At 60.0% G+C, this 14,011-nt stretch carries 8 protein-coding genes and 1 pseudogene; 6 read left to right on the top strand and 3 right to left on the bottom strand.

Annotated features, from left to right (window positions below; all coding sequences use genetic code 11):
- The first annotated feature begins 288 nt into the window (after nt 1–288).
- The 6 genes from ACI2KS_RS17270 (at nt 289) to ACI2KS_RS17245 (ending at nt 8,748) form a co-directional block, all read left to right on the top strand.
- Complete coding sequence (locus ACI2KS_RS17270) at nt 289–930, top strand: CDP-alcohol phosphatidyltransferase family protein (protein WP_404622210.1); 642 nt, start codon at nt 289–291, stop codon at nt 928–930.
- 219 nt (nt 931–1,149) lie between these two features.
- Entirely contained in the window at nt 1,150–2,550 is a 1,401-nt protein-coding gene (gene lpdA / locus ACI2KS_RS17265; protein ID WP_404622209.1) for a dihydrolipoyl dehydrogenase, read from the top strand.
- A gap of 650 nt (nt 2,551–3,200) precedes the next feature.
- Complete coding sequence (locus ACI2KS_RS17260) at nt 3,201–4,820, top strand: glucan biosynthesis protein D (protein WP_404622208.1); 1,620 nt, start codon at nt 3,201–3,203, stop codon at nt 4,818–4,820.
- A gap of 428 nt (nt 4,821–5,248) precedes the next feature.
- Complete coding sequence (locus ACI2KS_RS17255; RefSeq protein WP_404622207.1) at nt 5,249–6,553, top strand: hypothetical protein; 1,305 nt, start codon at nt 5,249–5,251, stop codon at nt 6,551–6,553.
- A 13-nt stretch (nt 6,554–6,566) separates the two neighbouring features.
- Nucleotides 6,567–7,838 (top strand): hypothetical protein, encoded by a 1,272-nt coding sequence (locus ACI2KS_RS17250; RefSeq protein WP_404622206.1) that lies wholly within the window; start codon nt 6,567–6,569, stop codon nt 7,836–7,838.
- Between the two features lie 442 nt (nt 7,839–8,280).
- The gene (locus tag ACI2KS_RS17245; protein WP_404622205.1) at nt 8,281–8,748 is read left to right on the top strand and encodes a Bro-N domain-containing protein; all 468 of its coding nucleotides are present in this window, start codon (nt 8,281–8,283) and stop codon (nt 8,746–8,748) included.
- Between the two features lie 63 nt (nt 8,749–8,811).
- Here ACI2KS_RS17245 and ACI2KS_RS17240 read toward each other — a convergent pair whose 3' ends face one another.
- From ACI2KS_RS17240 to ACI2KS_RS17230, 3 genes and pseudogenes are all read right to left on the bottom strand, one after another.
- Nucleotides 8,812–10,626 carry an FAD/NAD(P)-binding protein gene (locus ACI2KS_RS17240; RefSeq protein ID WP_404622204.1) on the bottom strand — a complete coding sequence of 605 codons (1,815 nt, stop codon included), beginning with the start codon at nt 10,624–10,626 and terminating at the stop codon, nt 8,812–8,814.
- Nucleotides 10,617–12,636, bottom strand: a pseudogene (sbnA, locus tag ACI2KS_RS17235) (2,3-diaminopropionate biosynthesis protein SbnA). The gene ACI2KS_RS17240 and the pseudogene sbnA overlap by 10 nt, the downstream one beginning before the upstream one ends.
- On the bottom strand, nt 12,633–13,991 hold the full coding sequence (locus ACI2KS_RS17230; RefSeq protein WP_404622203.1) for a SidA/IucD/PvdA family monooxygenase: 1,359 nt from the start codon (nt 13,989–13,991) through the stop codon (nt 12,633–12,635). The pseudogene sbnA and the gene ACI2KS_RS17230 overlap by 4 nt, the downstream one beginning before the upstream one ends.
- Between the last annotated feature and the right edge of the window lie 20 nt (nt 13,992–14,011).

Here is a 14,011-nt window from a genome sequence, read left to right as displayed (position 1 = left end):
AAAGTTTTGTCTGGTTATCGCTGGCAATCGTGACGAATTCTTCACTCATGCAGCCAGCAGACAGGTTAGCGCCTCAGGCCTGGAATGGGAGTTGGAGTTGGAGTTGGAGTCCGATTTCCTAGAAGGGAGCTTTTCTGTAGCAGCCCGAGTTGCAAGCGGTGGTGGCCTGTCATCGCTGCCGCCGGCAAGCCGGACTGCCAGCGGGGTGCGCCTCGGTCACGCGCTGCGGTGCCATCGTTCATGCACTATGCTGCCAGAAAGTTATCCACAGGAAGCTGGCCTGCGATCATGCTGACCACACTCAAGACCTGGCTGCAAAAACGGCTGCATCCCCTGGCTCAGATCCTGTTCGATGATGGCGTGCGGGCCATCCATGTGACCTCCTGTGCGGGCCTGATTTCCGTCGCTGTCGGCGGGCTGGTCGGCGCATTTGCCTTTCATGGCTGGATGTTCCTGCTGATTCCGCTCTGGTTGCTGCTCCGCCTGGCGTTCAATGCAATCGAAGCCTTGTTGGTGAGCGATTTTGGTCAGCATTCGCCGATGGGCGCCTGCGCTCATGAACTCAGTCGCGTGGTCGCTCAGACTGCCCTGTTCCTGCCGTTTTCGGTTATTCCCAAAGTCAGTTTGCTGTTGGTGCTGCTGGTCACGCTGCTCGCCATTCTGAGCGAGTTCGCAGGCGTGCTGGGCCCATTGATCAAAGCCTCTCGGCGCCGCGACGGGCCCTTGAGGAGCGATGCGGTGATGCTGTGTTTCGCGATTTTCGGCGCTGTCATCGGTTCCGGTTACCTGCCCGTGGCACCGATCAACATCACCTTGGCGGTAATGGCGATCTTGCTCATGACAACGATTGCCAACCGAATACGCGGCGCCGTCGCGGAGGTCACCAAGCCTTCGCCCGCACCCTCATCCGGGGTTTACACACAGGACTGAGCGAACACTTTTCAACAGCCTGATTACACCCTGCGAACAGCTTATCCACAGGCTTTCCAATAACCCGTCTGCTAATAAGCAAGCCCCAGACGCTTGACCTCAAATCCGCTGATAATGGATATTACGACCATAATTTAAGCAATCACGCTTCTCTCAGGCCTTTTCCATAGAGAGGGCTACGCTTCCCTCCATTGTCGATTTCCCTTCAGGAGTGCGCTCATGAGTAACTACGACGTTGTCATCATCGGTGGCGGGCCAGGCGGCTACAACGCGGCCATTCATGCCGGCCAAAAGGGTTTGAAGGTTGCCTGTGTCGAAGGTCGCGAAACGCTGGGCGGCACCTGCCTGAACGTCGGTTGCATCCCGTCCAAGTCGTTGCTGCATGCTTCGGAGTTGTATGAAGCGGCGGCCGGCGAGGAATTCAAGAAGCTGGGGATCCAAGTCACGCCGACCTTGGATCTGGCGCAGATGATGGCGCAGAAAGCAGAAAGCGTGACGGGCCTGACCAAAGGCATCGAGTTCCTGTTTCGCAAATACAAGGCTGAGTGGATCAAGGGCTGGGGGCGTATCGCGGGCCCCGGAAAAGTCATCGTCACCGACGCCAGCGGTGCAGAAACCGAGCTGACGGCCAAAGACATCATCATTGCCACCGGCTCCGAGCCGACGCCGCTGCCAGGGGTGACCATCGACAATAACCGCATCCTCGACTCCACCGGCGCGTTATCGCTTGGCGAGGTGCCCAAGCATCTGGTGGTGATCGGCGCCGGGGTTATCGGGCTGGAACTGGGATCGGTGTGGCGACGTCTGGGCGCCAAGGTGACGGTGGTGGAGTTTCTCGATCACGTGGCCCATGGCTCGGACCTGGAAACCGGCAAGACCCTGCACCGCTCGCTGTCGCGGCAGGGTATGAATTTCAAGCTCAGCTCGAAGGTGACGTCGGCCGTCGCCAGCGAAACGGGTGTGAACCTTACCGTCGAGCCCGCTGCCGGCGGTGAAGCTGAATCGATTGAAGCCGACTACGTGCTGGTGTCGATCGGCCGCCGCCCCGTGACCAAAGGCCTGGGCCTGGAAACCGTAGGGCTGGAAGTCGACAAGCGTGGCGTGCTGGCCAACAAGGGCCACCGCACCGCCGTAGACGGCATCTGGGTGATTGGCGACGTGACCTCAGGCCCGATGCTGGCGCACAAGGCTGAAGACGAAGCAGCCGTGTGTGTGGAGCGCATTGTCGGCAAGAAAGGCGAGCTGAACTACAACCTGATCCCCAATGTGATTTACACCTGGCCGGAGTTGGCCAGCGTGGGCAAGACCGAGGAGCAGCTCAAGGAGGAAGGTCGGGCGTACAAGGTGGGCAAATTCCCGTTCAGCGCCAACAGTCGCGCCAAGGTCAATCATGAAACCGATGGCTTCGCCAAGGTACTGGCTGATGAGAAGACCGATGAAATCCTCGGCGTGCATCTAATCGGCCCAAGCGTCAGCGAGATGATTGCCGAGTACTGCGTGGCGATGGAATTCGCCGCGTCGGCAGAAGACATAGCCCTGACCTGCCACCCTCACCCGACCCGCTCCGAAGCATTGCGCCAGGCGGCGATGGCGGTTGGTGGGCATACCACGCAAGCGTAAGCGGTTGCAGGCCATGGGAGATTCTATGGTTTCAAACAAGCTCCTCAAGCAGTTTTGGACTATTGCGCCGCCTGCTTTTGATTCTGGCCAGAGGCCGTGGGAGCTTGGCTTGCCAGCGATCTGCCGGGCACCGGCAGTAGAATCAGACGGCTCGGTAGGTCAGGCGCATAGCGTTCACAGGGTTTGCTGGCGCTTCGCGCCAGATCGTCGGCAAGGTGGAGCGCCACCCCGGCGGACTCCCACGCCCTTCGGGCAGAAGCGATCGACCTCTGAGGGGCTGCGGGCAGAAATGATCGGCATCTGTTGCGCCGCCCGCTTTTGATTCTGGCCAGAGGCCGCAGGCCGGCTTGCTGGCGGATGCGTCAGCCCAGACGCGCCTCATCCGACGCATTCGCCAGCAAGCCGGCTCCTACGGTGGGTTCGGCGGTCGATCGGAAACCTGCGCGTGTGGTCCGGCACATACCCCCAGGATTACAACTGGCAACGGTTTGGAGCCTTGTATGTAGTGCCCTGATACGTTTTTTTATCTTTTTTGCGAACAAGATGCCGAGTTTGTTATCTGTTTGTTGGTAATTTGCGTTCGGCAAGGATTGGAAAAGCGCACTTCTTCGTGCAGGAAGGCACAGCATTTCTTCAGAGGCTTCACCCTTATGAATCGCAGGAATCTCCTGAAAGCTTCCATGGCATTGGCAGCCTATAGCGCGCTGCCTGCCTCCGGTCTTTATGCGGCACGTGCCCTGGCGGCCGCCGCTGATGGCGAAATCGAGCATTTCGATTTCAAGACCTTGCAAGACAGCGCCAGACAGATGGCCAGCAAGCCCTACGTCAGCACCAAGCAGAACCTGCCGCCCACGCTGGCGAACATGACGCCTCAGCAGTTCAATGCGATCAAATACGACGCCGGTCATTCCCTGTGGAACGACGTCAAGGGCCAGCTGGACGTGCATTTCTTCCATGTCGGCGCAGGCTTCAAGACGCCGGTGCGCATGTACAGCGTCGACCCCGCGAGCCAGGAGGCGCGGGAGGTGCATTTCCGCCCCGAGCTGTTCAACTACGAGGCCAGCCGCATCGACCAGACCCAGCTCAAGGGCGATCTGGGATTTGCCGGATTCAAGCTGTTCAAGGCCCCGGAGATCGCGATCAACGACATCCTCTCGTTCCTCGGCGCCAGCTACTTCCGCGCGATTGACAGCAACAAGCAGTACGGCCTGTCGGCGCGGGGCCTGGCCATCGACACCTACGCCCACCGCCCCGAAGAATTCCCCGACTTCACTCAGTTCTGGTTCGAGAAGCCGACCAAGGACGCCACCCGCTTTGTGGTCTACGCCCTGCTCGACTCGCCGAGTGCAACCGGCGCCTACCGTTTCGACATCGACTGCCAGGCCGATCGCGTGGTGATGGACATCGACGCGCACATCAATGCCCGCGCCGACATCGAACAGATGGGCATCGCGACCATGACCAGCATGTTCAGTTGCGGCACCCACGAGCGCCGCATGTGCGACACCCTGCACCCGGAAATCCACGACTCCGATCGCCTGGCCATGTGGCGCGGCAACGGCGAGTGGATCTGCCGACCCCTGAACAACCCGGCGAAGATCCAGTTCAACGCCTTCGCTGACAAGGACCCGAAAGGCTTTGGTCTGGTGCAGACCGACCACGATTTCAAGACCTATCAGGATACGGTCGATTGGTACCATCGCAGACCGAGCCTCTGGGTCGAGCCAACCACCGCCTGGGGCGAAGGCTCGATCGATCTGCTGGAACTGCCTACCACGGGCGAGACGCTGGACAACATCGTCGCGTTCTGGAATCCCAAGGTGCCGATCAAGGCCGGCATGTCGATGAATTTCGGCTACAAACTCTACTGGAGCCCCCTGCCGCCGGTCAGCACGCCGTTGGCACAGGTCCACGCGACCCGCTCCGGCATGGGCGGATTCATCGAGGGTTGGGCGCCGGGCGAGCATTACCCTGAGGTCTGGGCACGCCGCTTTGCGGTGGATTTCAATGGCGGCGGGCTTGACCGCCTGCCAGAGGGCTCGGCCATCGAGCCTGTGGTGACGGTCTCCAACGGCAAGATTCAGGATTTCAACGTGCTGGTGCTGCCCGACATCAAGGGCTTTCGCGTGACGTTCGACTGGTACCCGAGCAGCGATTCGGTGGACCCGGTGGAGATGCGCATGTTCATCAAGACCGGCGACCGGACATTGAGCGAAACCTGGCTGTATCAGTATTTCCCGCCTGCCCCCGACAAGCGGCGGTATACCTGAGGCACAGGGCAAACCCCCTGAAAACTCATCCGTAACAGTCCGGCATGCCAGCGTTCGCGACCTTGAAAAAAGGCGCCGTTGGCAGTCGGGCTGTTCACAGGGTATTGAAGAACTCGTTCGCGATTGAGTGCCATGTGTAACAAAAATGAGCCATAGAAAACGTCTTTTTCTCGTTGTTTCGGTCCATGTTTATTAGCGTCAACTTTCCAACTACTAATAAATTCAACAAGTTACAAAACACGATTTTAAGAGCCTCGCTTATCTGTCCGAAATTTTGACTATTTGATTGACAGCCCCAGCAACTGCGGCTGATATATCCCCTGTCACGCCGTTGAGATGGGCTCTCGGGCGATCCTCTTCCCGCTAACAATCCGTTTCTGCCACGCCTGCCGATCACTTCAATTCCGGCGCTCCCGAGGGGCTGTACCATGATGTCGACTTCCCCCGTTTACGTTGAAAAACCGTCGATTATGTCCTTCGACAAATCCACGGCCATTGTCCTCGTCGCAATCAGCCTGATCCTGGTCGAGACCTTTTCCGGCGCTTTGCGCTTTTATCTCGACAAGGCCGGGATATCGGTTCTGTTGTATGGGCCCAAAGTCGCCTGCCTGCTGTTCTTCGCCCTCGAATTGCGCAACTTCAAGGCCGGCCCCGGCGTCTGGTTGAGCTTCGTCGCCCTGCTGCTCTCAGCGGGCTGGGCCACGCTCAACGGGGCGGGCGCGGGCAATTTCGGCTTTGCGCTGTATGGCATCAGCCCGCTGTTGTTCGGGATCGCGTGCGGCGACCAGGTCATGCGCCACCAACGCCTGTTCATGTGGGCGATAGGTTTTGCGTTGATCGCATCCTTGGCGGGCATTGCGCTGGACCGCTATACCAATCTGCCCTGGAAAGGCTACAGCTACAGCATTGGCGGTACCGAGCTGAGCGCCAATACGACCTGGGCGGCCGAAGACGCCGACCGACCGGCCGGGTTCGCCCGGATATCCAGCGCGCTGGCGATCATCATTTCGATTTTCAGTCTTTACCTGATGGCTACGCTTCGCTCACGGCTGTTGGCCTTGGGCATCTGCGCCATTGGCCTGGCGGGTGTGGTGCTGACCACCAGCAAGGCACCGGTGCTGGCTTTCGTCGGCGGCGCGGGCCTGCTGATGGTCATGCGCTTTCGCTGGACCACACGTAGCGCCATCGTCGCGGCGGTCGTGCTCGGCATGTCGCTGCCGTTCGTGGCCATGATTGTCGATTTCGATCCCAACAAGGTCACGATGGCTGGCTCTCTTTCGTCCATCTACGACCGTCTGATCAACACCTGGCCCAACGTGATCCGGGAACTGGTGGACCAGAACCGCGCCTATACCGGTGCAGGCTTTGGCCTGGTCGGCAGCGCTGTCGCAGCGTTCCCGGTGGCCGGCGGCGATATTTTCATGGTCTCCGACAGCACCGTGGTTTATCTGTGGGCCACCTTCGGCCTGGCCGGATTGTTTCTCTACACCTTGCACATCCCGCTGTTCTTCATCCTTGCAGACACCACCACGCGGTATGGCCATGCCATGCTCGCCACCGCTTTCTGCATCTGCATCGTCAGCTGGACCACCGATACGCTGGAGGTAACCCTGGCCAACCTGTTTCTCGGCATGGCCGTCGGGCACGCGCTGGCAGCGAGGTCGAAAGTCAGCAAGGCGCTCCCAAAGCCACGTGAACTGCCGCGATGGAACGGTCTGCCGGGTTTGAGCTGAGGGAAGCGGACACATGACTGCGTGGAGTCGCCCGCTGTTGCTGGTCAGCCTGTTCATCGCCAACATTGCGACCGCAGAGCCGTTCATCGTCGGCGTTGCGACTCATTCGATGAACAACCTGGGACAGCCATTGCGCAGCCTGGAACTGGCCAGCGGCGCAGGCGTGACGTCTGTGCGCGACGACGCCTTTTGGTCCACCGCCGAGCCGTCACCTGGGGAGCTGCAGATCATCCCGCAATGGCGGTCCTGGTTGAGCAAAGCCAATGCGCTGAATATGGCGCCCATGGTGATACTCGGCTATGGCACGTCCTTCAACGGCAATGCAAAGCCGCGCAACCCCGAGATCAAAATTCCCTACCTGAGATACGTCGATTACATCACTCGGCAGTTGGGCAACCCGGTGCAGTACTACGAAGTCTGGAACGAGTGGGACATCGGCGGCCCGACCGACGCACGCCTGAGCAGTGATTACGTCGCGCTGGTGAAAGATGCCGCGCCCATCATCCGCAAGAACAATCCAAAGGCCTTGGTGCTTGCTGGTGCGGTGACGTCAGGGGGAATACAGGGCGGTTTTGTTGATCGCATGTTGGCGGCGGGGGTACTCAAGTATGCCGACGCGATCTCGCTGCACCCCTACGTGCATTGCGCAGGTCCCGACCATGACACGCCGGAAAGCTGGATCAACTGGATGCGCGATCTGGACCGCGGCATCAGCGGCAAGGCCGGCAAGCCAGTGCCTCTGTACCTGACCGAAATGAGCTGGCCAAGCCACCAGGGTAATTGCGGAATCGATGTCGAGCATCAATCAGCGTACCTGGCCCGCGCGTATTTCCTGGCCCGCACCGTGCCGAACATCAAGGGCATGTGGTGGTACGACCTGATCAACGATGGCGACGCACGCGATGATCAGGAGCATAACTTCGGACTGCTCAATGTTGATCTGAGCCCCAAGCCAGCCTATGCGACCCTCAAGGCGATCAGTCCTTATCTGCGCGACTTCAGCTACGACGCCAGCCATAGCGTGCAGGCCGACGACGTCTACACGCTGGCCTTCAGCGACGGTCGCGAACGGGTGCTGGTGGCCTGGGCAACAGCAGGCCCGCGCGAGGTCCGGATCGATGCCACGGCAATGAATAACGCACTTTTGCGCGTGCTCGATACTCAAGTCCCGGCGACGGGGATGATCGACAGCGACGCCCACTGGGTCTGCACACAAGCGCAATGCTCGGCAACGGTCACCCTCAGCGAATTCCCGAAAATCATTCGCCTGAGCCCAGGTGATTGAACAGTGTCGTATCGCATCGGCGCGGTTTGCCACAACGCCAGTCGGACGCGGCGGTGAGGCAGTTGATCTCGCGGTGTCTGGACGTGCGCATTCGCCGGCAAGCCGTGCGCCTGGAGGAGGCTCTGCAGCTACAGGCAGCCTCGCATCATGCGGTTACATCAAATCGGCCTTTACCCTACATCTGTCGGATTGAGCTCAAGCCCATCGGCCCGGATAATCCCGCCCCGAGCCTAAGAACTCAACAAACCGTCACCCGTCACGATAGACCGCGGTACTTTGCGCCTGCGACAACGTCAGTTTTCGCAGGCGCGATACACTTCTGCACGTCTGTCATGTCGGGAGTCGGCTAATACAAGACCCTTCGGGGGAATATGCCGGCACTTGTTTGTGGTGTTCTTAGCTCCCGACGCCCTACTCCAAGGCCATCAAGGACAGACGCCACATGGAACCGCCCTACGAACCCGTCGTCTTCACCCGCCACAACCTCAAACTCCACGCCCTGATCCTTGAGCGCCAGGCCTGGTTCTGCGCCCGCGACCTGGGGCATTTCCTGGGCATGTTCTTTGAGCAACGCATCACCCGCAAACTCGCGCCCGACCAGCGCCGCCACATCCAGCTGCGCTACTACGGCGAGATCAAGGAGGTGCTGATGGTCAGCGAATCCGCTGCCTATGCCCTGCTCGTCCACCATGGCCACGTCACCCACGATGCCATCCGCAAATGGCTGACGTATCAGGTTTTGCCGATGCTGCATGATCGAAGCGTCCCGGCCTTGAACAACGCGCCCGCGCCCGGACTCCTGCAATGGCAACACGGCACGCTGAGCGTGTTGCACTGGCAGAACGAGGCGTGGATTCGCTTGAGGGATATGCCCTGTTTGCTGCAGCCGCGTCACGACACGAGTTGCTGACGCAAGATCAAACAAGCATGGCCATGGCGGTAAACGTCCCCCCGGCTATCAGCACCCCCGACTTCAACCGACCACCGTCATACCCAGCATCTCCCGAGCAATGCGGTCGGCATCCACAAACGCACGCGAGTAGCTCCCCGCCGAAGGCACGTAGTGGTTGTAATAAGTAGCGCCCTCGACCATCGGCCCGGTTATCCACAGATTCGGTTGAGCTTTGCCGTGACCATCGACGTAAATACCGTCCCCCTCCTCCGTCAGGCTGTGGATAATTCCCGCCTCGCGCAATTGCCGAATGATTTTCGGCTGTGACATCCGCTGAGTGTCGCAGGAATGCGCACAAACGACGGCGTTCAGAAGAACTTCATACCCCTCACCAAGCCGGATCGACACCAAACCCTCCGCCGGCTTGTGCATAACTTTCGAGTGATGCACCCATTGCAAAATGCCTGCGTCGGCCAGCGCCAGAAGCTCCTGGTGCCGCTCTTTTTGCGGGCCAGCGACCATTCGGTTAACCAAGGGTGCGTATTCGCTGAAAAACACCTGATGAGACTCAGGCGTCAGGCCTTTGTTATCCACAACCCGGCGCAATTGCTCACGGCAACTTCTCCACACCTCCAGCGCGGCCTTGATGGGGCTCGCGTCCAACCCGGCGGCACTCTCATCGAGATCCGCCTGGATCACTGCACGAACCCAGTGGGAATAGTCGTCCACAGGCGACTGACCATGCCGTGGATCAAACAGACCCTGGTCCAGCATTGGCACGCCAAAACGCTGTGCCAGTTCAAGAGCCTTCGCTTCGACATGCCCCAGCAGAAAGGCCGTCGCCAGTTCCGATTTGACTCGCGGGGAAGACTCTCCACTGTTCCCGGCGATCATGCCGAAGTATTCCGCGAGCATCTGGGCCTTGAGCAACGGCAACACCTGCTTTTCGAAGTCCAGACCCTGCGGATGGGCGCCACGTAGATCGGCAACTGCCGACAGGGTGAAGATGAGCGGCGAACCGCCGGTGCGATGAGGCGCGATGTCGGGACGGGTGCGGTAGGGCAAGCCGCTGCGCGAAAACATGAACACCCGCGGCTCTTGACCCGAAGCGCGATAGTGCAGTCCTTGCGCTGTTTGCTCGAAGCTACCACCTCTGCCGACCGTCAGAGCCGCGACCACGTCCATCGCCGACAGCCCCATCCCTTCGATACCCACCAACTCTGTGGACAACACGGAATCGATATCCTGGGGCTGTGCATAAGCCTGTAGGCGTCGGGTTCTGCGGATCTGTTTGTCCACAGCCGCAGGCGCCTGGGCATGGCCAATGGTAACCAGCAGCCAATCGACCGGATGCCGTTTACCGTCGCCTGTGGACAATACAAAACCGCCGAGATCCGTGTGCTCTATGTTATCCACAACCTTGGCGTGATGAATGATCCGCGCCTGTTCAGGCAGGGTCTTGATGATCTCTTCGTAGGTCCACGCCAGATATTCACCCAGCCATTTGCGCGGAAGAAACTCGTTGGGCCGGACCGCCCGCTCCGAGGTTTTGAAGCGCAGGCACCACTCATAGAAAGTCGGCCCATGGCGACCGCTGAAACCGCCAAGCGCCGCCTGATCGGGGAACATGGATATCTGCGACGCCACGGTATTGAGCATCAGGTAATCCGCTTGCTCCACCGAATGCAGGCCGGGGCCGGGCCGGTGGGGATCGAATACATTGATTTCTATCCGCCGCTCGCCTTTGGCGGCCAGCGCACATAGTCGCTCAAGCACGGTCAGTCCGCGTGAACCGCAGCCGACGATGCCGATCTTGATGGCAGGCTGCGCGCCATTGGCGGCAGACAAGTCGTCGATGGAAAACTTATCCACATGCAAGGCAGCGCTCAGTTCCATCTCAGGGTTTCTCCAAAGAATGAATCAATGGCGACGGCTCGGCCATCGGCCAGCGCGGTGTCGACAATGAACTTGCTCAGCGCCAGGTCGAGCACGCCCAGCCCGAACGGCGAGAAGATTGAAGGCTTGCCCGGATCCAGCTGGAATTCACCACGGATCAACCCCGCCAACGTGCCATTCATGAAGGCGCGATTACCGCTGAGTTGTTCCGCCAGATGCGCGGAGGTGTTGGCCTTCATGCAATGTTCGATGTCATCGCACAGGTTGTTGGCTTCGAGCAGCAACTGAGGGGCGATATCGCGCAGCGAGATATTCAGCACCACCTGGCCCGCGCGCAAAGCCATGGGCGGCTTGACGTAGGGCTCACCTGCGGTGGTGGCGAAGATCACCAGATCGGCTGCCAAGGCCTGCTCAAGCGATGCCGACGAGGCTGTGCATAAGTCGATGTGCTCGACATAGGCGATCAACGCCCGCGTCGATGGCTCGTCGAAATCATGTACGAGTGCCTGGTCGATGTCCCAGCCTTCCACCGCCAACATACGCGCGATGTTTCGCGCGATGACCCCTGCGCCAATAAACCCTACAGATGCCGCTTTTCGCGTCTGACCATTGAGCCAGTAGGCGCCCGACACCGCAGAGGCCGCCGTTCTGACCGCGCTGATCTGGGCGCCTTCGAGACATGCGTAGGGGTAGCCGGTTTCCCGGTCGTTGAGAATCACCACCGCAGACGCCCGTGGCTTCTGGTGGGCGACGTTGCCGGGGAAGCTGGAGATCCACTTGATCCCGGCCACCCCGCCCTCGCCTTCAAGTGATGCGGGCAGCGCGATGATCCGGTTGGCCGGCTGCTGCGGGAAACGCAGAAAATAGCTGTCCGGATTCAGCGTCTGGCCGTCGTGATGCTGCAGGTAGACGTGCTCGACGCGGCCGACCATGGTGTGTGCCTGGTGGTCGAGGATGTCCTTGATCACCGCCCCCGGGATCACATGAAAATCAGACATTCAGTGCCTCCCCTTCGAAGGTATGGACGTAGTTTTTCAGGTAGCGGCTGATCGGTTGCGAGTTCAGCGCCGAGAGTTCGGCCCGGCCAAACTTCTGCATCACCCACTCATCGTTGTAGAGCGTCTCCAGATAACGTTCACCGGCGTCGGGGGAGATGGCGACCACCACCGCATCCTTGGGAATACCCAGCGAAGGGGCGGCAAGTCCGGCGACCACGGTGCCCGTCGAGCCCCCCGCCAGCACCCCGTTGGACTTGGCCAGCCAGCGGCACATGGCAATGGTGGCGCGCTCGTCCACCACTTGTTGTTTGTACAGATGGTGGGCTCTGAAGATCGGCGGCATCTGACTGGAGCCAAGGCCCGGGATGAAGCGCTTGCCGGGGGCCTGGCCGAAGGTAACCGAGCCTGCGCTGTCCACAGCGATGATCTTGGTGCGCGGTGAATGCTTGCGGAAATACTGCACGCAGCCCATCAAGGTACCGGTGGTGCCAGCGCCTACCACCAGGTAATCCAGGGCCGGAAAGGCGATATGAATCGAGCGTGCCGTTGTCTGTTCGTGGGTGCGCGCGTTGGCCGGGTTGCTGTACTGGTTGAGCCACAGGTAGCGAGGATCACGGGCCACGGTGTCGCGAATGTAGCGAATACGGGTTCCCAGGTAGCCGTCGTTGTCGTCGCGCTCGGTGACGATGACGATCTGCGCCCCAAAGGCTTCCATCATCTTGATGTTGTGCAGGTTGGTGTTGGGATCGACCACGCAGCAGAATTTGTACCCGCGCTCGGCGCATATCATGGCCAGCGCCACGCCCAGATTGCCCGACGAGGACTCGATCAGCACGGTGTCCTTGTGGATAAGTCGTTTTTCGGCATAGGAATCGATCAAGCCAATGGCGGTCTTCATCTTGATCGAGCCGGCCGGATTACATGATTCGAGCTTCAGATGTAGATTCTCGAAGCCCAGCCCCTTGAGGCGAACGAAGTTCGAATCGCCGACGATATGCGAGATGAAATTCATGGCCGTGCCTCGACGCGTGCCGACTTGGCCATCGTCGGATGGGCGATGACAGCGGCCAGTTGCCGGGGCTGGGTCGACAGCAGTGCCTCCGTCAGTTGCTGGGCTCTGAGGGCGACCATGGAAAACGACTGGGCGTCGCTGATGCCGTGGGTTTTCTCCGACGTGCCATTGGCGAGGATCTGCAGCCCTTCGCTGTTCTGCAGCCCCACTCGATAGTGGCGATCCACCGCCAGACTGCCGTCCTCATCGCGCAGCAGCCAGGGTTGCAGCAACGTCAGCAACGGCGGTACCGCCAGCTGCTCGTAACCGGTGCCCAGGACGATGCCGTCGACATACAGCGTGGTCTCAAGACCGGTGTTGCTGTCGCGCAGCACGACCGAATAGGCATCGCCGACTTTTTCCACCGACACCACGCTTGACCACGTGTGCAGGTTCAAACGCTGGTGACCGCTGACCTCTCCTTCGTACATGAATGAGTACAAGGCCTGGCTCTCATCGGCGTCGATGCCTGCGTAGTTGGTCGAACGGATTTCGTCGAACACCTTGCTGCGACGCGCTGGCTCCAGTTGATGGAAATAATCCACCTGCTCGGGCAGGAATGCCATGTTGGGAAACTGCCCCAGCTGGCCGACACGGAAGCCCACACCACGATGAACCGAGTGCACTTGGGTAGTCGGTGCCGCGCCCAACAGATGGGCCACGGCCTCACCGGCGCTTTGTCCGGAGCCCAGCACCAACCAGCGTTGAGCGATCGGGCCACCGCCCAGATGGATGTTCTTCAGGTATTGCGAGGTGTGGAACACTCGCCCGCCGAGGTGAGGACTGAATGCTTCGGGGATTCGTGGCAGGCTGCCATGGGAAAGCACCAATCGACGAGTGCGATAAGTCCCCTGAGCAGTGACAACATCCACCGCGCGCAAGACGCCTTTTTCCGCAACTGGCAGGACATCAAGCACGCCTTCATCGTAGGCCACGTAATCCTTGAGCTGCGCGGCGACCCAGGCAATGTAGTCCGACCATTCCACACGGCTGGCGGGACGTCCCAACAGACCGAATTTGTACAGCCGCCCCTTTTCCTTCAGGTACATGGCAAAGGAGAACCGGCTGCGCGGGTTTCGCGGCGTGACCAGATCCCGGAACACGTGATGGTTGATGTCGGTGCCTGCCAGCAGAAACGCGCCATGCCAGGTCGAGTCGCGGCCCTTCTCGAAAAAACGCACGCGTTGAAACGGCTTCTTGCCGTTGTCTTCGGCCTCGTCTTCCAGCGCACAGGCCAGCGCGATACCGGCGGGACCGAAGCCGACCGACACGACGTCCAGCTCCTGACGCAAACCCTCGATTTCAAACTGATTCATGGTGGTCCTTCCTGAAAGGT

The sequence above is a fragment of the Pseudomonas sp. NPDC087358 genome, from assembly GCF_044900785.1.
GTDB lineage: Bacteria > Pseudomonadota > Gammaproteobacteria > Pseudomonadales > Pseudomonadaceae > Aquipseudomonas.
The sequence above is the reverse complement of the archived record's forward strand: the minus strand, read 5'-3'. Positions and strand labels throughout refer to the sequence as shown.